The 25,292-nt window shown below is 31.2% G+C and carries 20 protein-coding genes; 9 read left to right on the top strand and 11 right to left on the bottom strand.

The genetic code is table 11. The annotated features are described in order from the left end of the window. Window positions 1–77: 77 nt before the first annotated feature. The 6 genes from hemW to Q0873_RS15915 all read left to right on the top strand — a co-directional run bounded on the left by hemW (window position 78) and on the right by Q0873_RS15915 (window position 4,762). Window positions 78–1,265, top strand: a complete 1,188-nt coding sequence (gene hemW, locus Q0873_RS15940) for a radical SAM family heme chaperone HemW (RefSeq protein WP_299109161.1) — start codon at window positions 78–80, stop codon at window positions 1,263–1,265. Window positions 1,266–1,277: 12 nt separating this feature from the next. After that, window positions 1,278–2,030 carry a cyclase family protein gene (locus Q0873_RS15935; RefSeq protein WP_299109160.1) on the top strand — a complete coding sequence of 251 codons (753 nt, stop codon included), beginning with the start codon at window positions 1,278–1,280 and terminating at the stop codon, window positions 2,028–2,030. A gap of 527 nt (window positions 2,031–2,557) precedes the next feature. Continuing rightward, on the top strand, window positions 2,558–3,769 hold the full coding sequence (locus tag Q0873_RS15930; RefSeq protein WP_299109159.1) for an MFS transporter: 1,212 nt from the start codon (window positions 2,558–2,560) through the stop codon (window positions 3,767–3,769). Continuing rightward, window positions 3,766–4,143: a VOC family protein gene (locus Q0873_RS15925; protein WP_299109158.1), complete on the top strand. Its 378-nt coding sequence runs from the start codon at window positions 3,766–3,768 to the stop codon at window positions 4,141–4,143. The genes Q0873_RS15930 and Q0873_RS15925 overlap by 4 nt, the downstream gene beginning before the upstream one ends. A gap of 44 nt (window positions 4,144–4,187) precedes the next feature. After that, window positions 4,188–4,514, top strand: coding sequence for a nucleotide pyrophosphohydrolase (locus tag Q0873_RS15920; RefSeq protein WP_299109156.1), 327 nt, complete (start codon window positions 4,188–4,190; stop codon window positions 4,512–4,514). Then, window positions 4,514–4,762: a hypothetical protein gene (locus Q0873_RS15915; RefSeq protein ID WP_299109154.1), complete on the top strand. Its 249-nt coding sequence runs from the start codon at window positions 4,514–4,516 to the stop codon at window positions 4,760–4,762. The genes Q0873_RS15920 and Q0873_RS15915 overlap by 1 nt, the downstream gene beginning before the upstream one ends. 40 nt (window positions 4,763–4,802) lie before the next feature. Here the strand turns inward: Q0873_RS15915 and Q0873_RS15910 are convergent, their stop codons facing one another. The 5 genes from Q0873_RS15910 to porV form a co-directional block, all read right to left on the bottom strand. Further along, window positions 4,803–6,629: a LysM peptidoglycan-binding domain-containing protein gene (locus tag Q0873_RS15910; protein ID WP_299109151.1), complete on the bottom strand. Its 1,827-nt coding sequence runs from the start codon at window positions 6,627–6,629 to the stop codon at window positions 4,803–4,805. Window positions 6,630–6,650: 21 nt separating this feature from the next. Continuing rightward, a complete protein-coding gene (gene guaA, locus Q0873_RS15905; RefSeq protein ID WP_299109148.1) occupies window positions 6,651–8,186 on the bottom strand; it encodes a glutamine-hydrolyzing GMP synthase in 1,536 nt (511 codons plus the stop codon). A 62-nt stretch (window positions 8,187–8,248) separates the two neighbouring features. Beyond that, window positions 8,249–9,313: a 3-oxoacyl-ACP synthase III family protein gene (locus Q0873_RS15900; RefSeq protein WP_299109145.1), complete on the bottom strand. Its 1,065-nt coding sequence runs from the start codon at window positions 9,311–9,313 to the stop codon at window positions 8,249–8,251. 149 nt (window positions 9,314–9,462) lie between these two features. Beyond that, the gene (cdd, locus tag Q0873_RS15895; RefSeq protein ID WP_299109142.1) at window positions 9,463–9,945 is read right to left on the bottom strand and encodes a cytidine deaminase; all 483 of its coding nucleotides are present in this window, start codon (window positions 9,943–9,945) and stop codon (window positions 9,463–9,465) included. An 81-nt stretch (window positions 9,946–10,026) separates the two neighbouring features. Then, window positions 10,027–11,106, bottom strand: coding sequence for a type IX secretion system outer membrane channel protein PorV (gene porV, locus Q0873_RS15890; protein ID WP_299109139.1), 1,080 nt, complete (start codon window positions 11,104–11,106; stop codon window positions 10,027–10,029). A 336-nt stretch (window positions 11,107–11,442) separates the two neighbouring features. On the opposite strand from porV, the gene gldJ reads away from it, so the two are divergent. Next, window positions 11,443–13,164, top strand: a complete 1,722-nt coding sequence (gene gldJ / locus Q0873_RS15885; protein ID WP_299109137.1) for a gliding motility lipoprotein GldJ — start codon at window positions 11,443–11,445, stop codon at window positions 13,162–13,164. A 73-nt stretch (window positions 13,165–13,237) separates the two neighbouring features. Then, window positions 13,238–14,494 (top strand): UDP-N-acetylmuramoyl-tripeptide--D-alanyl-D-alanine ligase, encoded by a 1,257-nt coding sequence (gene murF / locus Q0873_RS15880; protein WP_299109135.1) that lies wholly within the window; start codon window positions 13,238–13,240, stop codon window positions 14,492–14,494. On the opposite strand, the gene Q0873_RS15875 is transcribed toward murF, so the two are convergent. Further along, window positions 14,487–15,338, bottom strand: coding sequence for an N-acetylglucosamine kinase (locus tag Q0873_RS15875; RefSeq protein WP_299109133.1), 852 nt, complete (start codon window positions 15,336–15,338; stop codon window positions 14,487–14,489). The two genes, murF and Q0873_RS15875, sit on opposite strands and share 8 nt — an antisense overlap. Before the next feature lie 141 nt (window positions 15,339–15,479). Here Q0873_RS15875 and Q0873_RS15870 point away from each other — a divergent pair, with 141 nt between their 5' ends. Further along, on the top strand, window positions 15,480–16,217 hold the full coding sequence (locus Q0873_RS15870) for a CpsB/CapC family capsule biosynthesis tyrosine phosphatase (protein ID WP_299109131.1): 738 nt from the start codon (window positions 15,480–15,482) through the stop codon (window positions 16,215–16,217). 31 nt (window positions 16,218–16,248) lie between these two features. On the opposite strand, the gene Q0873_RS15865 is transcribed toward Q0873_RS15870, so the two are convergent. From Q0873_RS15865 to ccsA, 5 genes are all read right to left on the bottom strand, one after another. Beyond that, complete coding sequence (locus tag Q0873_RS15865; protein ID WP_299109130.1) at window positions 16,249–18,624, bottom strand: tyrosine-protein kinase; 2,376 nt, start codon at window positions 18,622–18,624, stop codon at window positions 16,249–16,251. A gap of 4 nt (window positions 18,625–18,628) precedes the next feature. Next, window positions 18,629–19,399 carry a polysaccharide biosynthesis/export family protein gene (locus Q0873_RS15860; protein ID WP_299109127.1) on the bottom strand — a complete coding sequence of 257 codons (771 nt, stop codon included), beginning with the start codon at window positions 19,397–19,399 and terminating at the stop codon, window positions 18,629–18,631. Between the two features lie 27 nt (window positions 19,400–19,426). Then, window positions 19,427–21,331, bottom strand: coding sequence for a nucleoside-diphosphate sugar epimerase/dehydratase (locus Q0873_RS15855; RefSeq protein ID WP_299109125.1), 1,905 nt, complete (start codon window positions 21,329–21,331; stop codon window positions 19,427–19,429). A gap of 72 nt (window positions 21,332–21,403) precedes the next feature. Next, window positions 21,404–21,919 carry a DUF2892 domain-containing protein gene (locus tag Q0873_RS15850; RefSeq protein WP_299109123.1) on the bottom strand — a complete coding sequence of 172 codons (516 nt, stop codon included), beginning with the start codon at window positions 21,917–21,919 and terminating at the stop codon, window positions 21,404–21,406. A gap of 53 nt (window positions 21,920–21,972) precedes the next feature. Then, window positions 21,973–25,119 (bottom strand): cytochrome c biogenesis protein CcsA, encoded by a 3,147-nt coding sequence (ccsA, locus tag Q0873_RS15845; RefSeq protein WP_299109120.1) that lies wholly within the window; start codon window positions 25,117–25,119, stop codon window positions 21,973–21,975. Between the last annotated feature and the right edge of the window lie 173 nt (window positions 25,120–25,292).

Here is a 25,292-nt window from a genome sequence, read left to right as displayed (position 1 = left end):
CTGATAACTGATAACTGATAACTGATAACTGATAACTGATAACTGATAACTGATAACTGATAACTGATAACTGATAAATGGCAGGAATTTATATACACATACCTTTTTGCAAGCAAGCTTGTTATTATTGCGATTTTCATTTTTCAACATCACTTAAAAAGTATGATGAGATGCTTTCAGCAATAAAATTCGAGTTAATTTTAAGAAAAGATGAATTGAAGGATGAAGTTGTTGAAACCATTTATTTAGGAGGAGGGACTCCGAGTTTGTTAGCTGTTGAGGATTTAGAGTTGTTGCTAAATATTATAAAAATAAATTACACAGTTTTAGAAGACCCAGAGATTACGCTTGAAGCAAATCCAGATGATTTATCTGAAGAACAACTCATTAAACTATCTAAAACTCCTATAAATAGATTAAGCATCGGAATTCAATCTTTTTTTGAAGAAGACTTAAAATTGATGAATCGTGCACATAATGCTGTAGAAGCAAAGAACTGTTTATCAGTAGCAACTCAATATTTCGACAATATTACCATTGATTTAATCTACGGAGTTCCGAACATGACGAATGAGCGATGGAAGGAAAATTTACAAATAGCCTTTGATTTTGGTATTCATCATATTTCGAGTTATGCATTAACGGTAGAACCTAAAACAGCTTTAGAATCTTTTATAAATAATGGAAAAATACCTTCACCAGATGAAACTGTAGCAAAAGAACATTTTGATATTCTGGTGGAAGAAACAACAAATAACGGATTTGTACATTATGAGATTTCTAATTTTGGAAAGCCTAATTACTTTTCAAAACACAATACCTCTTATTGGTTAAATAAAAAATACTTAGGAATAGGTCCTTCTGCACATTCCTTTAACAAAACACATAGAAGTTGGAATGTTGCCAACAATGCTAAATATATAAAAGCTTTAAAAGAAGGGGAGCTTGCATTAGAAGTAGAAGAATTAACCAAAGAAGATCGGTTTAACGAATATTTAATGACCGGTTTACGAACCATATGGGGAGTATCTTTAAATCAAGTTGCTGAAGAGTTTGGTGTTGAATTTAAAGAAACCTTGCTTAAAAATGCCAATCGATTTATTCAGGAAGGATTACTTGTCATTGCGAATGAAATGAAGCAATCTGTTGTAGAGGAAGAGATTACTTCGTTGGATGCTCCTCGTAATGACAATTATGTGCTAAAAACAACTGCAAAAGGGAAGTTTTTAGCAGACGGATTAGCTTCTGAATTATTTATAATTTAAGTACCTTTGGGTATGCAAGCAACTATTGAATATAATTCTAGAAAATATACTATTGATTTATTAAAACCGTTGGATATTTCCATTGCAATAGATACTACCAAACAAAATATAAATGCCTGGTATCTCGATGATCCTAAAATAGCACCAGTAGCTTCAGGAGACTGGGTTGGAAGTGTATCGGAAGGAGCAGATGTAAACTTTAATGATATTGCGTTTAATCCACATTCACACATAACACATACCGAATGTGTTGGGCATATTACGGAAGAAGTATATTCAGTAAATCAGCATCTATCACAGTTTTTCTTTTTAGCAGAAGTAGTAACGATAGCACCAGAACAATTGGAAAATGGAGATTTTGTAATTTCTAAAAAGCAATTGCAACATAATTTAGGAAACAAGAAAAGAGATGCAATTGTAATTCGTACAATTCCGAATCTTTTAGATAAAAAAGAAATGAGGTACTCGAATACCAATCCACCATATATGCTAGAGGAAGCGGCAGAATACTTAAAAGAAAAAGGAATAAAACACCTGTTAATTGACTTACCATCTGTAGATAAGGAAAAAGACGAGGGTAAATTACTTTCTCACAATGCTTTTTGGAATACTCAAGGAGCGCTGCGTTTTGATGCTACAATAACAGAGTTTATTTATGTGCCTAATACTGTAGAAGACGGAACTTACTTTTTAAATCTAATGGTAGCTCCTTTCGAAAACGATGCAACTCCTAGTAAACCAATTTTGTATAAAATCGTAAAGTAGTAGGTTTAGCGATTTGATAAAAATGTACTTATGCGACGACCTTTAACCAAGGTTTGTTATTTACGTTTTTTATAAATGTTTCTTTTTAGGGACCTCTATCTGTTTGGCGAGATTTACTTTATGTTTCATTTATACTTCAAAGATATAACAGGATTAAAGTAGATTCGTCTACTAAAAGATAAAGGGTAATTTTATGTCGATGAATGGAAAGTGAATAGCTTTAAAAGGAACTGAACTTTAGTTGTTTAACAAGCTGTTTTTTATTTAGAATCAATATGAAATAAACGTTAAGAAATAGTTTTTTGTAAAACCTATTTCTTTTTTTTATAGTTTTACTGCTCAATTAAATAGACAAATGACAAATTATACTACATGTAAGCAATGGAAATCTACTGTTAGACACAGGAGGTATCGGGCGACGTATGTATTATAATTATTTTCAAATAAGATATAACTATTACGAAAAGTCCGGCTTCACAGTCGGACTTTTTATTTTTATAAAAAGAAAACAACTAAACTTAGAAACTATGAAAAAACTATATTTTAATTATTTAAACACATTTAAAGGCCTCTCAACTGAGGTATGGTGGTTGGCACTGATTACATTGATAAATAGAGCAGGAACAATGGTGATTCCTTTCTTATCATTGTATTTAACAAAAAGCCTAGATTTTAGTTTAAAAGACGTAGGATGGATTATGACTTGCTTTGGATTAGGATCTGTAATTGGATCTTGGTTAGGAGGGAGGTTAACAGATAAAATAGGCTTTTATAAAGTAATGAAAGTAAGCTTATTTTTAACCGGACTACTATTTATAGCATTACAGTTTGTAACAACTTTTGTAGGTTTTTGTATAGGGATCTTTTTAGTAATGCTAGTTGCAGATACCTTTAGACCTGCAATGTTTGTAGCGTTAAGCGCCTATAGTAAACCAGAGAATAAAACAAGATCAGTAACTTTAATACGTTTGGCGATCAACCTAGGATTTACTGGAGGACCTGCGGTAGGAGGACTTATCATTACATATTTAAGCTATAGCGGACTATTTTGGGTAGATGGAGTGACCTGTCTTTTAGCAACACTTTTGTTAGTGAATGTTTTAAACCCTAAGAAAGCAGTAGAAGTTGATGAGGTAAAAGTAGAAAACCCTAAATCGGTATTTTCAGATAAAGCCTTTTGGGTGTTTTTTGTGAGTATGTTTGTTTTTGGATTTATATTCTTACAATATTTTTCTACAATGCCATTGTATTATAAAGATGCTCACCATTTAACGGAGCTGGAAATAGGCTTGTTAATGGGAATGAATGGGATAATTATTTTTATTCTGGAAATGCCCTTAATTAAATGGTTAGAGAATAGTAAATACTCAAAAGAATTTTTGATGTTTGTTGGACTGCTATTAACAGGAATAAGCTTTGTGGTACTGCTATTAACAAATTGGGTAGGTGTGTTAATTATAGGAATGTTGTTTATGACGATTGGTGAAATGATAGCATTTCCATTCTCAAATGCCTTTGTTATGGATCGAGCTAAAAAAGGAAACCAAGGAGAGTATATGGCTTACTATAGTATTGCATTCTCTATCTCACATATATTCGGACATAATTCTGGATTACAAATGGTAGATAAAATTGGATTTAGTAATACATGGAGTATTATGGCAGTATTATCTATTATAGGGTTGGTATTTCTAATGATACTAATGAGTTTAATTAAAAAAGAAAGAGTTAAAGGATGAATTTAAATCAAGTAACGATTCCGTCTATAGATGTAAATACCTCTGTAGAATTTTATAAAAAACTAGGCTTGCATCTTATTGTAGATGCGAGTCCTAGATATGTTCGATTTGAAATGCCAGAAGGCGAAAGTACTTTGTCTATTCATTTAGTAGAAGAACTTCCAAAAGGAGATGGAGTTACGCTTTATTTTGAGAATGATAACTTAGATGAAATAGTTAAGCAACTTCAAGATAAAGGAATAGAATTTTCTCAATTGCCAAAAGATCAAACATGGCTTTGGAGAGAAGCTCGTTTAGTAGATCCTGATGGAAATAAATTAATTTTGTTCAAAGCAGGAGAGCACAGAAAAAATCCACCTTGGCGAATTAATTAACTGGAAGTTTTATCTTTGAGTTTTTAATTTGAATACTAAGAAGAATGAATATACAAGACGCGCAAAAACAAGTTGACGATTGGATTAAAAACCACGGAGTTCGTTATTTTAATGAGTTAACAAACATGGCTCAATTAACAGAAGAAGTAGGTGAGGTAGCACGTATTATTGCTCGACGTTATGGTGAACAAAGTGAGAAAGAAAGTGATAAGCAAAAAGATTTAGGAGAGGAGTTAGCAGATGTAGTTTTTGTAGTTCTATGTTTGGCAAATCAAACAGGAGTGAATTTACAAGAAGCTTTTGATAAAAAACTAGATATTAAAACAAAGCGAGATCACGATCGTCATCATAATAATGAAAAATTAAAATAATGAGTTTAGCTAAGAATATTAAAAAAGGATTTTTTTGGATTAATGTCTTAAAAATAGCGTTGGTATTTTTACTAGTGGTAGCTGCATTTTCTTTGTTTTTAAAAACAGGAGGAGCAATTTTATCTGGTGATTTTGAAACGGTTTATAATGTACATTTTGCCAATAATCAATGGGTACGATTTTGGTTAAGTAAAATTGTAATTAGTTTGCTTTACGCAATGTACACAGTAAACAAAAAAATGAAATAAATAAAAAACTCAGCAATTTGCTGAGTTTTTTATTTGTTTATTATTTTAATCTGGTTAAGCTTAAATCCTTGTTATATCTAACTAAATATAAACCTTGATTTGAGTAAATTCCAGATTTTTTGCGGTATTCAAATTTATTCTCTAATCGGAATGAAGTACCTTCTTTAAAAGTTTTACTTAACTTTTCTCCAGAGGCTAAACGCATAATAATGTCGTAAGTAATATCAAACCCTTTTACTGCATAATCAGATGGTAATGCATTGTTTTTTTCTAAATACTTTTCATTAAAAACATTTGCTTCTTTAGAGTTAATGTCTGCATACATATCAGTAACATAGGTGAATTGAATTTGAGCTAATTTATTATTATCAATTCTATTATATCCTTTGTTTTTATTTACAGCAAATACTTGAACGATTACATCATCTGGAAAACCAATAGCGCTGTTTAAACCATCTGCAACAGCTACATTGTCACTTGAAGTCATAATTATCCAAGCTTTTTTATTTTCTTTTAAAACATCAGTAAAACGTTCTCTTTTAATATATCCGTCCTTAGGTTTTAATACGTGAACAGTTTTAATAGAATCATGTCTATTTAAACCATATCTTAATTTTTCAACCATCGCATTAGATTCTTTCTTATCATCTCCCACTACAAAAATAGTTTCATTGTTATAGTTATCTTTTAAATAAGATAATATGTAATCAACGTATAAATTCTTATCTGGTGCCGTTTTTACTAATTTCGATGATGAGAAATCTTTTTGACTATTTGAAAAGTGAGGGAAAATAATTGGATTACTTACTCCTCTCGAAAGCTCAATAGCTTCTTCAGAATAAAAAGGACCAATAACAACATCAACATCGTCTAATTGATCAGATTGTACAATATCATCAATGTTTTTTCCTTTTCTACCGGTGTCTAAAACTAAAGCATTTACGTTTACTCCTTGGTTATTTAAAGAGTCAATTGCAATTTCTGCACCTAGGTAAAAATCAGTCACCATATTAGCTAATCTGTTCTTTTTAAAGATTTCTTTATTAGCAATAGTGTCATATTCATTGGCTCTAAAAGGAAGTAGTAAAGCAATATTTACAGCAGCGTCTGAAGTAATAGAGTCAGTGTAAAACTTGTACTCGATTTCCTCTTTTTCTTCCGTTTTAGGTCTAATTTTAATAAGCTGACCAACTTTTAAAACATTGTCTTTAATCTCTGGATATTCAGGATTTAAATAAATTAAATCTTCTTTTGAAATATTGTAGAAACGTGTTAAGCTAAAAATAGTTTCTTTACTCTTAACTTCATGCGTAACATATTGTTTTAAAATTTCATTCTTGTCTACAACAATTGTTCTGGCAGTTGCTTTTACTTTTAAAACTTGACCAACAGATAACTTATTAAATACCAAGTCAGGAAACTCAGGATTTAATTTTAATAATTCATCCTTGGTAATATCATATTCCTTTGTAATTCTATATACTGTTTCTCCTTGCTGAACAGTATGTGTTTCGTAATCTGTAGTTACAACGGTATATACATCTTCGTTATTAGTTTCATTTGGAGTAGTTTCTTGCTCTGTTTGCGTTGTTTCCTCTCCACCACCTTCTTCAGTAGTACTTGTATCTACAGGAGTACTGTTATTAATGTCTTTATTAGGAATAATAATAACGGTGTTTGTAGGAGGAGTAGCACTTACGTCTGGATTTAAACGAAGTAAATCATCTTCGCTCATGTTTAAACGATTTGCAATATCCTCTATGGTTTCTCCCTGTTGAACTTTGTATGAAACATAACGTTTTTGTTGTCCACAAGAAACTGCGATTGTTAATCCGCATAGAAATACTAATAACTTTATTTTTTTCATGTATACACTTTTAAAAAGATGTTATTCCCACTCAATTGTTGCAGGTGGTTTAGAACTGATGTCATAAACTACTCTGTTAACACCTTTTACATTGTTTATTATTTTGTTAGATATTTTTTGTAAAAACTCATAAGGTAAATTTACCCAATCAGCTGTCATACCGTCTGTACTTTCAACAGCACGCAAAGCTACTACTTTTTCGTAGGTTCTTTCATCTCCCATAACTCCAACAGAGTTAACTGGTAATAGAATTGCTCCTGCTTGCCAAACTTTATTATAAAGTCCGTGTTCTTTTAAACCATTGATGAAAATTGCATCAACTTCTTGCAAAATACGAACTTTTTCCGAAGTGATATCACCAAGGATTCGAATAGCTAAACCAGGTCCAGGGAATGGGTGACGACCTAATAATTCAGCATCAATTCCCATTGACTTCCCAACACGACGAACTTCATCTTTGAAAATCATTCGTAATGGCTCTACTACTTTTAATTTCATAAAATCTGGTAATCCCCCCACATTGTGATGACTTTTAATAGTTGCTGAAGGACCTCCATTTACAGATACAGATTCAATAACATCTGGGTAAATAGTACCTTGAGCTAACCATTTAGCATCTTCTATTTGAGCAGCTTCATCATCAAAAACATCGATAAAAACTTTACCAATAGCTTTTCGTTTCGCTTCTGGATCACTTAATCCTGCTAATTCATTCAAGAAACGTGCCGAAGCATCTACTCCTTTTACGTTTAAGCCCATACCTTCGTATTGTTTTAATACATCGGTAAATTCATTTTTACGTAATAATCCATTGTTAACAAAAATACAGTGCAAATTACTTCCAATAGCTTTATGTAATAATACAGCTGCTACAGAAGAGTCTACACCTCCAGATAAACCTAATACAACTTTATCGTTACCGATTTGTTCTTTTAAGTTTTTTACGGTTTCGTCTACAAATGAATCTGGAGTCCAGTTTTGCTCAACCTTTGCTATATTAACTAAAAAATTAGCTAATAATTGTTTTCCGTCCGTAGAATGATATACTTCTGGATGAAATTGAATAGCATAGGTAGTTTCTCCTTCTATTTTATATGCTGCATTTTCTACATCATGTGTGCTTGCTAAAAGAACTCCGTTGGTAGGTAAATTCTTTATGGTGTCTGAATGACTCATCCAAACTTGACTTCCTTCAGAGATTCCTTGGAAGAAATCTTCATTTTCTTTAATGAATGAAAGATTTGCACGTCCGTATTCTCTAGTGTTTGAAGGAGCAACCAATCCGCCAGAAAAATGTGCTAAATATTGAGCACCATAACAAACAGCTAATAAAGGTTTTTTACCTCTTATTTCTGATAAGTCTGGGTGAGGAGCTTCTTCAGAACGAACAGATGATGGACTTCCTGATAGTATTACAGCTTTGAAATTGTTTAAGTTTTCTGGAATTTTATTGTAAGGATGTATCTCACAATAAATGTTTAATTCCCTTACTCGGCGCGCAATTAGTTGCGTGTATTGCGAACCGAAATCTAATATAAGTACGTTGTGTTGTTGCATGCGCAAAAATAGTACTTACAATTTAGATTTTTAGTATTTAAAAATAGATTTTTTAGAAGTTTTTAATAGCGATAAACAATTGCATTGATATTCATTCCAGCACCAACAGAAGCTAAAATAATGGCGTCTCCTTTTTGTACTTCTTGATGCTCAATTTGACCTTTAAGGACTAAGTCTAATAAAGTAGGAACGGTAGCAACAGAACTGTTTCCTAGTTTATGAATACTCATAGGCATTACATCTTTAGGAGGTTGCTGTTTATACAAACGATAAAAACGTTTTATAATGGCTTCGTCCATTTTTTCATTCGCTTGATGAATAAAAACTTTTTTTATTTGATCAATTGAAACACCACTTTTGTCTACTGCAGTTTTCATTGCTTTTGGAACATTGGTGAGCGCAAACTCATAAATTTTACGCCCGTGCATTTTTATATAACGCACATCTGGGTGTTCATTTTTATCGTAAGAATTTCCAAAAAATAAATAGTAAGCTTCATTTTTGGTGAAGGTTTGTGACGCATGACTTATAATTCCACTTTCTTGTTCTTGAGTTGCCTCAACAATACAAGCACCAGCTCCATCACTATAAATCATAGAGTCTCTATCGTGTTTATCTATTACTCTCGATAATGTTTCTGCTCCAATGACCAAACACTTTTTAGCAATTCCAGCTTTAATAAAGGCTTGTGCTTGAATAACACCCTCAACCCAGCCAGGACAACCAAATAGAATATCATAAGCAACACAATTTGGGTTGCTGATTCCTAATCTATATTTAACTCTAGTTGCTAAACTAGGTATAATGTCACTTTGTATAGCTGCGCTTTTAACGTCACCAAAATTATGGGCAAGAATGATATAATCTAGCTCTTCAGGATCAATTTGAGCATCTTCTATAGCTCTTTGAGCTGCAAAAAAACCAAGATCAGAAGCATTGTATTTGGTTTCAGCATACCTTCGTTCTTCAATTCCAGTAATATCTTTAAACTTGTCAATTATGACATCGTTGGTATTGACAAAATCAGAACCGTCTGAGTTTAAAAATCGATTAGAATTAAACTTAGTGTTTTCTTTTTTAATGGTAGGTATATAAGAACCAGTTCCTGTTATTTTTGCTGAAATCATTCGTTAGTTTAGGGAATTTAGACTAACAAATGAACGCTTTTTAATTGTAAAAAACTAATGATGAGCTACTTTTACGATTGTAATAAATAGCAAAGGCTTTAATTATTGAAAGCTTAAAAATAAGTTTTTAAAATAAGAATACAATAACTCTAGAGGTAAGAACTATCAAATGAAAACGGTAATAATGATAATAAAGATTCTGTTTTTACTATTTTACCAACTTCACCCATAAATAAAACTTCCATTGGTTCTTTCTGGTTTATTTCGTATTCAGATAAGGTTTGTCTACATGCTCCACATGGACCAACAGGTTTGTCTACTTTTGAAGTGGTTGAAGCTGCGGTAATAGCAATCTTCTTTACTTTAACACCTGGATACTCTGAACCAGCTTTCCAAATAGCAACTCTTTCTGCGCACATTCCAGAAGGGTATGCTGCATTTTCTTGATTGTTACCAAGTATAATTTCACCATTTTCTAATAGTAGCGCAGCTCCTACATTAAATTTAGAATAAGGAGCGTATGCTTTTTGTCGAGCCTCAACAGCTTTGTTCATTAAATTCTGATCTTCTGATGATAGTTGAGATACTTCATCGTATATAGTAGCTGAGGCGGTAAAGTCTATTTTCTTCATGACAAAATTTTAGTCAAAAAAAGCAGTCGATGTGACTGCTTCTATATTTTCGGTACGAATTTATTAAAAATAAACGAATTTCTAATAATCTTCGAAGATTTCTCCTAAATCAAACCCTAAAGAAAAACGTAACGTATTTTCTAATGGATTATTAATATTAGAAGTATTCATTAAATATGATAAATTTAAAGTAAATGATCTAGCGGTAAAACCAGCACCCATTGTAAAGTATTGACGGTTTCCTTTAACCGCGCTTTCGTGGAAGTAACCAGTTCTTAAAGCGAAGGCATTGTTGTATAAGTACTCAGCACCTAAAGCCCAAGTAACCTCTTGTAATTCTTCACTAAAGCTTCTATCTCCTAATGAAGTAAACATTCCCTCAAACCAACCTCTTGACGATTGAGTACTACTAGATGGTACTAGTAATTTTGTGAATTCTAAGTTTAACCCTAAAATGTTTTGATCATCAAAGATGAAGTCAAATCCACCACCTAATTTAGCATTTGTAGGGATAAAGTTTTCTACTCCTGGTGTATATTCTACTTTAGGACCTATGTTGGTAATGTTAATACCAAAACGGTAACGACCATTGAATTTTCCATAATTTTCTTCAGTTGATTGGTAGTAAGCAGAAACATCAACACCAAAAGAGTTAACTGCTGTTAAGCTGTTATTAACGTCTAAGCTAGAATTAATGTATTTTAAACCAATACCCATAGAGAATTTTTCACTTAATTTAAGAGAGTAAACTCCAGTAATAGCAAATTCACTAGGATTTTCGAACCCTTGTGGTAGCCCACTATCATTGGTTAATTCAATTTTTCCTAAAGAAAAATATTTAATATTAACTCCCCAAGCAGAATTTTCCTTGAAACGATTAATGTAAGATACATCTCCTACAAATATATCATCTGTTAAATTACGTAGCCAAGGCGTGTAGTTTAAACCAATTCCAATTTTACTTTTATGGAATGCAATTTTTGCAGGGTTGTGAAATATAGAATTAACGTCTGAAGAAGTTGCAACTCCCACATCTCCCATTCCTCCTGCACGAGCATCTGTATTAATCAACAAGAAGGGGGTGGCTGTTGTTATTCTATCTTGCGCTTGAGTTTTTGTAACAAAAGCAACAAATAATAATATGAAAGTTAATTTTCTCATGTAAAAGTTGAATTTAGTTTGGCAAATATATAATTTTATTACAGTATTAATAAATCTTAATCCTATATTTCAAGTAGGGTTACAAATTTGCTAATACCTAATAGGTAACAGTTTAGTTTGAAAATACCCTAAAATTAAAAATAATAATCAAAGAAATAACGTAACTATGTATTAGATATTTTAATCTTTTTATTAGTTTCGTAATAATAAAGTAAAAAAACTATCGTTTTTAGTTTGCATGTGAATATGTAAGGTGAATTATATTTTAAAGAGTTTATATTGTAAACTATGATAAATATTGTAAATTGCCACACCCTTAAAAATAGTAAAAGATACATGAGAAGTACATCAAAATTAGTTAGCGTATTAGTAATTGCAGGTTTAGCATTTGCTTCTTGTAAGAGTAATAGCGGAAGTAGAGGAGGTAATAGTTCTTCATTAACAGGTTGGAATTTTAATGATCCTAACTATGGTAATTTTATAAAAGGAAGCCACAAACCAAATAAAGATGTTCCTCCTGGGATGGTACATATAGAAGGTGGGGCTTTTACTATGGGATTAGTTCAGGACGATGTGATGTTTGACTGGAATACTACGCCGAGAAAAATGCATGTGCGCTCATTTTATATGGATGAAACAGAGGTTACCAATGCAGAATATGGTTTATTCATGCAGTATACTAAGAAGGTATTCCCTCCAGAAGAAGCACAATTTAAAAATATTTACGAAGCAGTATTACCTGATACTTTAGTATGGAGAAAAGGTTTAGGTAACACAAACTTATTATCAGAAAGTTATTTAAGACACCCATCTTATGCAGATTATCCTGTTGTAGGTGTTAGTTGGATACAAGCAAATAAGTATTGTAAGTGGCGTACCAATGCGGTAAACTTAAAAATTTTAATGGATAAAGGGATTATCAAAAATATTTTTAAAGAAGACTCATTGAGTTTTTATGGTAAGAATAATTTTGATACCGATACGTATTTAACAGATCCATACGCAATCTTTGATGGTGACTCAACAGTTTATAAGAAAGGATTACCAGTTCCTAAGGTAAAAGGAGAACCTAAAGCACCTAAAGGAACATTTACGGGAAGACAAGTTACATCATCTGATGGTATCTTATCTCAGAAGTTTAGGTTACCTACGGAGGTAGAGTGGGAATATGCCGCTAAAGCTTTATTTGAAAATAGAGAGTATAATAACATTAGAGGAAGAAAGAAGTATTCTTGGGATGGAAAGTATACTAGAGATAGAGATAAGAGAAGAAGAGGAGATCAATTAGCTAACTTTAAGCAAGGTAAAGGAGACTATAGTGGTATAGCAGGATGGAGTAGTGATGGGGCTGATATCCCTAATGCCGTTAGAAGTTATCCTCCAAATGCATTCGGATTATTTGAAATGTCTGGTAACGTTGCAGAATGGGTTTCTGATGTATATAGACCTATTATCGATAACGAAGCAAATGATTTCAATTACTTTAGAGGAAATATTTTTACTAAGAAGTTAATTGATGAAAATGGTAAAGTAGTGATCGTAGGAGATGAGATTGGAGAGGTTGAGTATGATACTTTAGAGAACGGAAGAATTGTGCCAAAGGCATTGCCAGGTAGTGTAAAGTATATTCCAATTACGAAGGAAGATACATATATGAGAAGAAACTATAATTTAGCGAACAACTCTAGTTTAGGCGATGGAGATCAGGCTTCTACTAAGTTTTATGAGTTAGAAAAAGATCAATTAAACCAAGGAACAAGAATGTATAACGCTCCGGTAAAACCAGAAGCTGAAAGAGATTCTTTAGGTAGAGTTGTTGATAATTATAAATATGATGCTAAAAATAGAACGACCTTAATTAGTGATAGATCTAGAGTATATAAAGGAGGTTCTTGGGCAGATAGAGAATATTGGTTAGATCCAGCTCAAAGACGTTACTTCCCGGAGTATATGGCTACAAGTTTTATTGGATTTAGATGTGCTACTGATAAAATGGGACCAATGATGCTGAATGAAAGAAAAACGGCAACTCCTAGATATGTAAAACAAGTGAGATAGTAAATTATACTTACTACTTAATAATATAGAATAACCTCATTGAAATCTCAATGAGGTTATTTATTTTTACAATATGAATATGGAAGGATTATACGAGCTATTTAAGAAGAGTTACTTAGTAGATACAGATACAAGAAACATTAGAAAAGGAACAATCTTTTTTGCTTTAAAGGGAGCCAATTTTAATGGAAACAAATTTGCTGTAGAGGCACTTAATAAAGGAGCAAGTTTTGCGGTAGTTGATGAAGAAGAATATAGGGTAAATGATAAAACCTTGTTGGTAGACGATGTTTTAGAAACACTCCAGAATTTAGCAAATTACCATAGAAGGCAATTACAAGTTCCTATCATTGCATTAACAGGAAGCAATGGTAAGACAACAACAAAGGAGTTGATAAATGCAGTTTTATCTCAGAAGTATAAGACAGTTGCTACTAGAGGCAATTTAAATAATCATATTGGTGTTCCATTGACCTTATTATCTATCAAACCTGATACTGAAATAGGAGTAATAGAAATGGGCGCTAATCATCATAAAGAAATAGCTCTTTTGAGTAGTATAGCTGAGCCTGACTACGGATACATTACTAATTTTGGAAAAGCACATTTGGAAGGGTTTGGGTCTGTAGAAGGGGTTATAGAGGCGAAATCAGAGCTATATGATTTTTTAAAGGAAGATGATAGGACAATTTTTGTAAATCCTTTAGACGTTATTCAAATGGAAAAAACAGAAAGGAGTAATAGAATTTTGTTTTCTTCTTCCATTCAATTCAAAGAAGTGAATCCATTTGTAAAATTGTCTTATGGTAATGTTGTAATTCAAAGTAATTTAATAGGGAAGTATAACTACAACAATATTGCAGCGGCTATTACAATTGGTGAAAAATTTAATATTGAAAGTACTAAAATTAAGGAGGCTATAGAATTATATACTCCAGATAATAATAGGTCTCAAATATTAGAAAAAGGGTCAAACAAGATTATTTTAGATGCTTATAATGCAAACCCTACAAGTGTTCAAGCGGCGTTGGAAAATTTTAAGCTTTTAAAAACGAATCGCAAGGTTGTAATCTTGGGAGATATGTTTGAGTTAGGTGATAATAGTAAGCAGGAACATCAAGATATTGCCAGTTTAGTAGATAAGTTTGATTTTAATGAATCAGTTTTAGTTGGAGAAAATTTTAGCAAAACAAATACAAGTAGTAGGCAATATTTAAATTTTGAGGAGCTAAAAGAGTTTATTCAAGGGAAAACATATACTAACTCAACAATATTAATTAAAGGATCAAGAGGAATGGCTTTAGAAAGAATTTTGGAATTCCTTAATTAATGTTCTTTTTGTGATAATTAACTAAGTTGTCAATAGGTCTTTGAATAATATCTGTTATTTCTAGGTTGTATTTATGAGCTACTTTCTCTAAAATATCTTTGAAGTAAAAAGCGATAGATCCAATAAAATATATTGGAGTATCTTTTTCTTTGTTGTATGGAAGAATACGATACTTGAAAAACTCAACAAAACCTTTTTTAATTAGTTTTTTGATATACTTTTCATCTTTATAATCAAACATGAATTTCGCAAAAGAAGCTAAATACATATTTGGGTTTGTTTCTTTGTAAAGGTTATGTTTGATAACGTCAGCATCTAAATTAAATGACTGTTTAAACTTTTTAGCAATTGTTTTTGGCATTTTACCATAGTAGAAATCTCTGATTAGTTTTTTTCCAAAGTAATTTCCACTTGCTTCATCCATTAAAATATAACCTAAAGATGGAACCAACATTTCCATAGTAAGACCATTAAAATAGCAGCTATTAGAACCTGTTCCTAAAATACATACTATTGAAGGATTTTTTCCGGCACTAGCATATACTGCTGCAAGCATATCTTCAGAAACATTAATTTCAGCATTAAAAAAAATATCTTTAAGCGTGTTTTTAAGAATTTCTGTGGGCTTTTTAGTTCCACAACCTGCACCATAAAAATAAATTTCACGAACACTTTCTTTAATATTAATCAATTGAAACATATTAATGATTCTATTTCTTAATTCTTCTTGCGGAACAACAGCTGGGTTCAATCCTAAAGTACGTACTCTAAATACCTCTTCTTTATTGTCATTAATTGCTATCCAATCTGCTTTGGTAGACCCTCCATCTGCTATTAAAATCATGTTACTTGTGTTTGATATGGTCAAATATAGATGTTCTATTTTTTGTAAACAATAGGCAACAAAAACTCAATCGTTTTCGTTGTTTAAATAGATGTTTTTTTTAATAAAAAGCATAAATTTGTAGGCTTTTAAAATTTTATTATGCTGTTTTTTAAAAAAAAAGAAATACCCTTAAAAGAACTGTTTTCAGAAAACTTTATTGATATTCATTCACATTTATTACCTGGAATTGATGATGGATCAAAGAGCATTGAGAATACAATTGAGTTAATTGAACGAATGAACTCTTATGGTATTAAAAATTTTGTCACTACACCGCATGTTTTGGGAGATGTTTATCCAAATTCATCTGGACTAATCAACGAAAAGTTAGAAGAAGTTAAAGCAGAACTTTTAAAGAGAGGAATGAATGATGTTCATTTTAGGGCAGCTGCAGAATACATGATGGATGAACAGTTTGTAGAGCGATTAAAAAATAATGATGTTTTAACTATTAAAGATAATTATGTACTAGTTGAAATGTCGTATTTCAGTGCTCCTTATAATTTATATGATGTCTTATTTGAAATACAATTAAAAGGTTATAAACCGATTTTGGCTCATCCTGAGAGATATAATTTTTATCATGGAGATTTTAATAATTATTATAAGCTTAAAAAGGCAGGATGTGTGTTTCAATTGAATTTATTGTCTCTTACTGAACAATATGGTAAAGGAGTTCAGAAAACGGCTCAGAAACTACTTAAAGAGAATTTGTATGATTTTGTTGGAACAGATACGCATCATATGAATCATTTAAGATTGTTAAAGAAGATTGGGACTAGAAAAATCAAAAATCAAATAGAGAATTTATTGATAAACAATTCAAAGTTGTTATAAAAAAAAGGGAAGTTTAAAACTTCCCCTTTTTTTATCTATTAAAAATCTTTTTGTACCAAGGTGTATCAAGATCTTCAGCTACTCCGTAGCCATAACCATAACCATATCCGTAGCCGTAGCCGTAGCCACGTTTTAAATCGGTATCATTTAAAACAATTGATAAGTTTGGAAGTTTCTTATCGTTATATAATGTTTGCGGTACAACTAGCATACGTTTATCTAAATAATTAGCTCTTGTAACATACATTACCATATCAGCATGTTTAGCAATAAGCAAAGTGTCAGTAACAAGATTTACAGGAGCAGTATCTATAATTACATAATCATAATTTTGCTTTAATTCATCAAATAATGTTGCTATTTTATTACTCATTAATAGCTCCGCAGGGTTTGGTGGAATTGCACCCGATGCAATAATATCTAAATCTTTAATTTCTGGAATATTAAAAGTTAAAGAATCTAAAGTAATTTCATCACTAGTTAAATAGTTAGTGATTCCTTTTCTATCAGGAATTTCTAAATACTCAGTGATTTTAGGAGCTCTTAAATCCATTCCCGCTAGAACCACCTTCTTTCCCGAAAGTGTAAGTGAAGCAGCAAGATTTATAGAGGAAAAAGATTTTCCTTCTCCACTTGTTGTAGAAGTTACAAATATGGTCTTACCCCCATCATGTTTTACATTAGATAGTATGAAGTCTAAATTAGTTCTAATCAACCTAAATGCTTCTGCTGTACTAGATCTTGCGTTAGAGTTAATTACAATTTTTTCTTTTACTTCAGAATGAGGTATATCTCCTAAAAAAGGAATGTTGGTTAACTCTTCTATATCACGTTTTGTGTGAACTTTAGTGTCTAGTAAGTCTCTTAAATAGATAAAAACAAAAGGAACAATCAAGCCAAACAAAAGAGCAGCAAAATAAATTATTTTCTTTTTAGGACTCACAGGAATTCCAGAGCTATAGGCGTAATCAATAATTTTGGCATTAGGAACAGCATTTGCCGTCAATGATATAGCTGTCTCTTCTTTTTTCTTTAATAGATAAGAATACAGACCTGCAATGATTTCTTGTTGACGCGCAATATCTAAAAACTCTTTTTCTTGAGAAGGAATAGAAGTTATTTTTGAATTAAATCTATTGGCCTCTTTCTTTAAATTATTTACGGTTACCTGCAAAGATCTGACAATGTTATCTAAACTTCTTTTCAATGAACCTTTAAGATTTTCTATATTGATTTTTACCTCAATGAGTACAGTGTTTTTAGTTCCTGCACTTTTTTCTAACTTTTTTCTTTGAGCAATTAATAGATTATATTCATTAATAGACTTTCCTATATTAGGATCACTTAACCCTAAATTAGCCGGTAGATAGTCATTGTTGTCAATTTCATTGGCTAAATCTTTTGCTAAACTTAAATCGGTAGAAGCCTTAATTAACTGTTGACGATTTTCAATATTTGTTTTTAAGGTTAATTCAGCCTCTGACTCAATATCTGTAATTTTGTGCTTTGATTTGAATTTTTCTACTTTTCTATCTATCTGAGCCAATTCATTTCCAATATTTTTAAGACGTTCAATAATAAAGTTATTAGTTTTTATAGAAACTTCCTTTTTATCTTCTATAGCGTCGAAATTATATTGATTTACCAATTCGTCTAAAATGTCTTCAGCTTTTTCTTTTATAGCAGAACGCAATGATAACTTTAAAACACTTGATCTTTTATTAACAATAGAGACGGATATACCTCCAACATATGAATCAATTACTTTATTTATTGGCCTAACAATAATTTTATAAGTTTTATTAATGTCGTTTTGACTAAAAAAAGAAGTTTTATGTAAAATAGCACCAGAAATAGAAGGCTCAGTGATTACTTGTCCAAAATTGTTTTCTGAAATTAATTCATTATTCTTGTTGAATAACTTATACTTATCATTAGAAACGATTTCTAGATTTAATAGAGTGTTTAAATCTTGTAATTTAATACTATCAATTTTATCAAGGTCTAAGTATATGGGCTTTTTTTTATAAACTTCGGATTCTTTAATTCGTCCTTCAGCTATAAGAGTTACGTTTAGTTTAAGTTTAGAAATAACGTCATTTATGAGTTTACGTGATTTTATAACCTCTATTTCATTTTCTATACTATTACCAGAACCACCTACAATACCCAAATCACCAAAAGCAGCTAGCTCTTCAGAAATACCACCCTTTTTATCATTTTTAATTAATATGGTTGCTGTAGCACTATATTGAGGTGTGGAATATCTTAAATAAAGAAAAGCACCTATAAGGGAAATTAGAATTCCTAAAGCAAACCATTTCCAGTGAAACAAATACTTTTCTATTTCCGCTCTAATATTTATTGTGTCGTTATCCTTAATTTGAGGAGAATGTAAATCGTTCATGTTTTTATCTCGTTAAAATAGCAATTAATGAAATTATTACGGAACCAACAGAAACAAATAAACCAGAGTTTCTGTTGTAAGCTGCATCTTGAGAGGATGCTTTATTAGGCTGCACATATACAACATCGTTTTGTTGTAGATAATAGGCAGGTGAAGTAAAAAGATTATTAGACTTTAAGTCTAATGTATAAGTTAATTTTTCACCATTCTCTTCTCTAAAAACTCTAATGTTTCTAACTCCTGTAATGTTTAAATCACCAGATAAACCAAGAGCTTCTAATACCGTAATTCGTTCATTTGGAATTGTATAAGTTCCTGGTTTCTTAACATCTCCTAAAACAGTAATAGTGAAGTTAGAGATCCTAATATTGATGGTTGGGTTTTTAACATAATCAGGGTCTAGTTTATTTTTAAGTAGTTCAATGGCTTCTGATCGAGTCAATCCCGCTATCTTGATTTTACCTAATAAAGGAAAGTCTATAAAACCTTCATTATCTATTAAATATGATTGTTGTTGAGGTGTTCCAACTACATTGTTCGTTGTAGTAGCAAAAGTTACAGAAGGTAAGTTAAACGGTTGAACTGCTTCTAAATCTAACGCAGAAACAGTTATTTGTAGTAAATCATCTGCCTTAAATATAGTTTTGTAATTATTATTAACTAATGACTGGTTGATAGTGTCATTTTGGAAATAAACAATTTCCTTTTTTGAAACACAAGATGTTGTAAATACTAAAAGAAGTAATCCGAGTGCAATTCTTTTCGTTTTGTGCATTGTTATTTTTTTTGCGAAAGTACTAATTTAATTTTCTTTGATTATGTCTAATTCTTGATAAATTGAGTTTTGAGAAACATATTCTGGAACAATTTCTTTCATTAAGGAAACCGTATCAAAATTGTTTATTTTATTGTTCATAGAACAAAGTGTTTCGATTTTTTTAGAAATAGATTTTATGTCAATTTCTTGGGTTTTAGCAATCAATATTTTCTCATGGTAAGTAGGGGTGGTATTTTCTCCATTAGCCAATAATTCTTCATATAATTTCTCTCCTGGTCTGAGTCCTGTAATTTTAATATCTATATCATCAGGATATGTTAATCCAGATAAATGAATCATTCTTTTGGCAATTTCAAATATCTTTACAGATTTACCCATGTCAAAAATATAAATCTCTCCTCCATTACCCATAGTTCCTGCTTCTAAAACTAAACGGCACGCTTCTGGGATTGTCATAAAATAACGAGTAATATCTTTGTGAGTTACTGTTAAGGGACCACCGTTTTCAATTTGTTTTTTAAATAAAGGTATTACTGATCCGTTAGAACCTAAAACATTTCCAAAGCGAGTTGTTGTAAATTTAGTAGAATGATTTTCACGGTTACTTAAACAACTTATATACATTTCAGCAATACGTTTAGTAGCTCCCATAACATTTGTAGGGTTAACAGCTTTATCTGTAGATACCATTACAAAACGTTCTGCTTTATGTTTTATTGCTAAATCAGCTATATTTTTCGTACCTAATACATTAATTTTAACGGCTTCATAAGGCGACTTCTCCATTAAGGGAACATGTTTATAAGCGGCTGCATGAAAAACTTTTTGCGGGGTGTATTTTTCAAAAATTTCATCCATACGTTTTGCATCCCTTACATCGGCTACAAAAGCTGTGAAATTTGAAATACCGTTTTGAATTAACTGCTGTTCAATTTCATATAGAGGTGATTCGGCTTGATCTATAAGTATTAGATGCTTAAGCTTGTATGAACTAAGTTGTCTAGATATTTCAGAACCTATAGAGCCCGCTGCGCCAGTAACCATTACAACTTTATCATTAACTTCTCTACCAACAATTGGGTTGTCAATCGATATAGGTTTGCGATTTAGGAGGTCTTCAATTTTAACTTGTTTAATTTGAGTAGCTTCCAAATCACCATCTATCCACTTTGAAAGTGGGGGTACGATTTTTACTTTTACACCTAAAGCAAGAAGTTTATCTGTAAGTATAAGGAGTTTTTCTGATTTGATATTTTGGATAGAAATGATTATTTCGTCAACCTTTTTGGTGTCAATGAAGTTTTTAGTTAAGTTGTTTCCATCATAAATCTTAATACGATCAATTTTTTTTCCATGTTTTTTTGGATTGTCGTCTATAAAACCTAAAACTTCATATTTGTTTTTAGAATCTCTGTTTAGCGCACCGTAAGTTATTAGTCCCGAATCTCCGGCTCCATATATTAAAACATTTGTGATGTTGTCTAACTCAGTAGAAATTATTTCAAAAAAAGCTTTAAAAACAAATCTACTAATAATTAGTAGTATAACTGAAGTTAAGAAATGTATTATTACAATTGATTTGGGAATAGTAAAAAGAGGGAAAAGCTTTAAAGCACTATTTGCTAGAACTGAGATAATAATTAATAAGGACATTAATGATAGTCCGATGAAAACATTAAAAGCATCTCTTGTTCCCGTGTGTCGTATAATTCCTCGATAAGATCCAACACTAAGAAAACTAAAAAGAGCAACTAAGGCAATAAATGGTAGTTGATAGACTAATTTTTCAGTGTCGAAGTTTAAAGAAGTATTAAACCTTATTGTGTAGGCTAATATAAAAGAAAAGCATACAAGAAAAATATCAATAGTTAAAACTATCCATTTTGATGCATATCTATCTAAAGCCTTTAAAATCCAGTTCTTTAACATTTATGATTTCTTGTTTGTGGTAAAAGTACAAAAACTAAAAAAAATAAGAGGAAATCGTAATTGTAGAGGGATTTATATTCTTTTCATTTGTTGCTTCATCATTTGTATTTGCTCTTTGAGCATACCATGTTTATCTAACTTTTTTGCTTCATTCATTAACATAGTTGCTTCACGTTTTCTACGTTTTGTCATAGCAATACCAGCTAACTGTAATTTAGCCATTGCTAAATCATGATCCATTGCTAATCCTAGCTTAACAGCTTTTTTAAGAAATTTCTCAGCTTTGGTAATGTTGGTTTGAGAAAGCATAATTCCATGTAGGTAATTATAATATCCTTCTTGCTTTTGAGTTAATGCTGCACTAGGATTTTTAATATATGCCAACCATTTTTGTGCACCTTCAAAATCTTGTTTTCTTAGTTTTAAGAATGCTAATAGGATAAATTCATTTTTAAAATATAATAAAATGAAGATTCCAGTTAAAAGTAAAATAGCTAATCCATTACCTATTTCGCCCTGAATAAAATTATAAACAGACCAAGCTAATGTTAATGCTGCTAAAACTAGTTTTATATTCTTATTAAACATATTTCAATTCTTTAAAAGCGGCACAAAAGTACATTTTTATACCCAATTGTACATTATTTTTGATAAAACTTCTTGTATTTAAACCATGAGGCTATTCCTAAGATAGTTACAAACCCAATAGAATAGTATACTGAACTAGGTGTAATAACTTTATCACCACTTGCATAAGAGTGTAACCCTGCTAAGTAAAAGTTAACACCAAAATAGGTCATCATAATAGAAGCAAAAGCAATTATAGACCATAAATTAAAGGTGTATTTACCTCTTAATCCAGGTATCAATCGCATATGTAAAACAAAGGCATATATCATAATAGATATTAAGGCCCAAGTCTCTTTAGGATCCCAGCCCCAATAACGTCCCCAACTTTCATTAGCCCACATTCCACCTAAGAAATTTCCAACAGTAAGCATTACCAAACCAACGGTTAAAGCCATTTCATTAATGATTGTTAATTCTCTTAGGTGTATACTCATTTTCTTTTTATTATTTTTAGTAGTGAATAAAACTAAAAACAAAGCGAAAATTCCTAAAATCATTCCTAAAGCAAATGGTCCATAACTAGCAACGATAATAGATACATGGACATATAACCACCATGAGTTTAATACTGGTTGTAGGTTTGCTATTTCTGGATCTAACCAGTTTTGATGTGCAAAGAATAAAATTATCGAAGCTAAAAATGTGGTAGCTGCTATTGTTAATGAAGAGTTTCTACCTAAAAGTAACCCAAAAAGCATAGTGGCTAGTCCAACGAAGATTATGGATTCATATGCATTACTCCAAGGAGCGTTTCCACTAATATACCAACGCATAGCCAAACCAGTTAGGTGTGCCATGAATAAAATTATAATAATCCCTATAAAAGCTTTGATAACATAATTAACCCAAGGTTTATTATTGAATATTTGAAAGAAAACAAATACAATCATTAGTAAACTTACATAACCATAGTATTTAGAAAGTTTTACAAAAATATTGGCTTTATTATACGCTATTTCCAATTGAATTTTATCTTTCGCTGGAATTACTTCAGAACCAAATTTTCTTTGGAATTTTTTTATACCATTTAATATTTTTCCTGTCTCGGTATAATCTCCAGTTTTCTTAGAGTTTTGTAACAGTTGAAAATAAACAGGTAATGATTGACGAACAAAAACAGAATCTGTTCCTTTAAAACCAGCTTGTAATGTTTCTGGTTGAGATACCCATTTGTTTTCTTGGTTGTTTGGAATAGGGAAAATTCGTAAAATACTCCCGCTTAATGCTTGAGATAGTAGATAAACTCTACGTTCAATTTTAATAGCATCTAACTCAAGCTTACTTTGAATACGTTTTTTTTGAGCTTCTACTACTAAGTGAGAAATTTTTGAAACTCCATCAGGACCATAAAAATCAATAAAACGTGCATATTTTGTGTCTTTAGGTAATCCTAATACCTCTCTAATTTGAGTGTTCCCTTTTTCTAAATAAATAAAAGGTACGTTTATCCAAAACATTGGAGCCTCGGTAATAGAAACTAAAATTTGACTAGGAGTTAATCCTCTAAAATCATCCGTGTGAGCAACTTTTCTAACTAATTCTGAGGCGTAGGTATGTGCAGGTTTCATTCTTCCTCCAGCATCTTGAATAACTAATTCACTAAAAGAATCGGCATGCTCTTTTGAGACAACGGATTTCTGTAAAACAGAATCAATTTGACTTTCGGTTAATTTTTTAGGTTGATGTTGATTGTGTTGAGAAAACCCGATCGTACTAAAGAATAAAAGAAGTACTAATAGTGTAGCTTTCTTTTTTCGAATTTTTGTTAATGATTTTTTTAAATCGGCAAAACGAGTGTTTTTTATAAACAAAGAAGCAATTAATCCGAAGAACAACAAGAAATACCCAATGTAGGTGATAGTAGTTCCCCAAAAATCGTGATTAACAGATAAGTGTGTTTGTTCAACTTCTTCTCCTGCATTGCTATAACTTGCTTGGAATAATCTATATCCTTTGTAGTTTAAAATAGTGTTCATGAAAATCCTAAAATCAAAAGTTTCTTTTTCGTCTATTACGGTAACTTCACTTGCATAAGAAGCCGCATTTTCTGAACCTGGATATTTTTCTAGTTGGAAGTCATTTAGCTTTACATTAAACGGAGTAGTGTATTTTTTTGCTCCATACCAAGCTCTGAAATTTAATTCTCCAAGACTAAAGGTTTCAATGTTGTCTACATTGAATTGTCCGCCTGTTAAAGAGATTCTTTCAGTTTTTTCATTGGTAGTGACATCAAAAACAACAATGTCGTATTTTTTAGGGTCTTTTTCGCCTCTAACTGTTTTTACAGCTCCTTTTGTCGGGTATTGTGGCACTACAAAAGGTAAACCAGAAACGTGATATAGAGATCTTAGCTTAAAGTCTTGAACAGTATCTTTTTTAACAGATCCTTTTTGTTGCGTAGCCATCACTTGAAAGTCTCCATCTGCTTTAGTGATGATTTTTAAAGAGTCATTTCTTTTAAAAATATTAATATTAGCATTTCCATCTTTAGCATCAAAACCAACTAAAATATTATGAACGTTTTGAATAGTCCCTCGTTTAATAAAATGCTCATGTCTGCTTCCGCTAGAACTTTCTACAAACTTTATATGCTCAATACCATTTTCATCTTCGATAAATTTTTTCTCTGCCCATGGAATGTAGTCAACAAGATTAAAAGTAACTTCATGGTTTTTTCCATCTTTTTGGGGTTGAAACGATTCTGTAAAGTTAGCAGTATTTGATCCCCATGCTGAAAGTAATAACTTGTTATGAGTTTCTTTTTGAAACTGATTATCATCAATAACAACATTTAAATAGTTGGTGTCTGAGAAAAAAGTATTGGTGGTTTCTCCTTCATCAATAATCATCAAGCCTTCATAGCTAATATAACGAGTAACTCCCGCTCCAATTAAAATAAATAGAAAAGCGATATGAAAAAGTAGGACAGACCATTTTTCTTTTTTGTAAAGTTTGTATCTAAAAATATTTCCGAAGAAATTAATTACAAAAAAAATCATGATAACTTCGAACCACCAAGTGTTGTAAACTAAAGCTTTTGAAGTTTGAGTACCAAAATCATTTTCGATAAAAGTAGCGATTCCCATTGCTATGGCAAAAACGAAGAAAAGAATAGCCATTAGACGGGTTGAGTAAAGTATATTAAGGAACTTTTTCATTGTAAGAATTACATATAAATAAAAACGATGCAAATTTACGCATTAAAGGATTAATAGCCTTATGATTTGAGTCATTATTTACGGAAATACATAGTGTTAATTTTAAGTTAAAATTATGAAAATCAACAAGGGAATGCTTGCGGTAGAATGTTATATTTGTATGAACTAAAAAT

Source organism: uncultured Tenacibaculum sp., assembly GCF_947498805.1.
Classification (GTDB): domain Bacteria; phylum Bacteroidota; class Bacteroidia; order Flavobacteriales; family Flavobacteriaceae; genus Polaribacter.
Note: the sequence above shows the minus strand (reverse complement) of the source record. Positions and strands in the feature narration are given on the sequence as shown.

Coding starts and splice junctions, on each gene's coding strand:
- Q0873_RS15850 (WP_299109123.1), bottom strand. CDS start 21,919: ATGTTTAATAAGAATATAAAACTAGTTTTAGCAGCATTAACATTAGCT.
- cdd (WP_299109142.1), bottom strand. CDS start 9,945: ATGAAGAAAATAGACTTTACCGCCTCAGCTACTATATACGATGAAGTA.
- ccsA (WP_299109120.1), bottom strand. CDS start 25,119: ATGAAAAAGTTCCTTAATATACTTTACTCAACCCGTCTAATGGCTATT.
- Q0873_RS15925 (WP_299109158.1), top strand. CDS start 3,766: ATGAATTTAAATCAAGTAACGATTCCGTCTATAGATGTAAATACCTCT.
- murF (WP_299109135.1), top strand. CDS start 13,238: ATGAATATGGAAGGATTATACGAGCTATTTAAGAAGAGTTACTTAGTA.
- porV (WP_299109139.1), bottom strand. CDS start 11,106: ATGAGAAAATTAACTTTCATATTATTATTTGTTGCTTTTGTTACAAAA.
- Q0873_RS15930 (WP_299109159.1), top strand. CDS start 2,558: ATGAAAAAACTATATTTTAATTATTTAAACACATTTAAAGGCCTCTCA.
- Q0873_RS15865 (WP_299109130.1), bottom strand. CDS start 18,624: ATGAACGATTTACATTCTCCTCAAATTAAGGATAACGACACAATAAAT.
- Q0873_RS15900 (WP_299109145.1), bottom strand. CDS start 9,313: ATGATTTCAGCAAAAATAACAGGAACTGGTTCTTATATACCTACCATT.
- guaA (WP_299109148.1), bottom strand. CDS start 8,186: ATGCAACAACACAACGTACTTATATTAGATTTCGGTTCGCAATACACG.
- gldJ (WP_299109137.1), top strand. CDS start 11,443: ATGAGAAGTACATCAAAATTAGTTAGCGTATTAGTAATTGCAGGTTTA.
- Q0873_RS15935 (WP_299109160.1), top strand. CDS start 1,278: ATGCAAGCAACTATTGAATATAATTCTAGAAAATATACTATTGATTTA.
- hemW (WP_299109161.1), top strand. CDS start 78: ATGGCAGGAATTTATATACACATACCTTTTTGCAAGCAAGCTTGTTAT.
- Q0873_RS15915 (WP_299109154.1), top strand. CDS start 4,514: ATGAGTTTAGCTAAGAATATTAAAAAAGGATTTTTTTGGATTAATGTC.
- Q0873_RS15860 (WP_299109127.1), bottom strand. CDS start 19,399: ATGCACAAAACGAAAAGAATTGCACTCGGATTACTTCTTTTAGTATTT.
- Q0873_RS15920 (WP_299109156.1), top strand. CDS start 4,188: ATGAATATACAAGACGCGCAAAAACAAGTTGACGATTGGATTAAAAAC.
- Q0873_RS15855 (WP_299109125.1), bottom strand. CDS start 21,331: ATGTTAAAGAACTGGATTTTAAAGGCTTTAGATAGATATGCATCAAAA.
- Q0873_RS15875 (WP_299109133.1), bottom strand. CDS start 15,338: ATGATTTTAATAGCAGATGGAGGGTCTACCAAAGCAGATTGGATAGCA.
- Q0873_RS15870 (WP_299109131.1), top strand. CDS start 15,480: ATGCTGTTTTTTAAAAAAAAAGAAATACCCTTAAAAGAACTGTTTTCA.
- Q0873_RS15910 (WP_299109151.1), bottom strand. CDS start 6,629: ATGAAAAAAATAAAGTTATTAGTATTTCTATGCGGATTAACAATCGCA.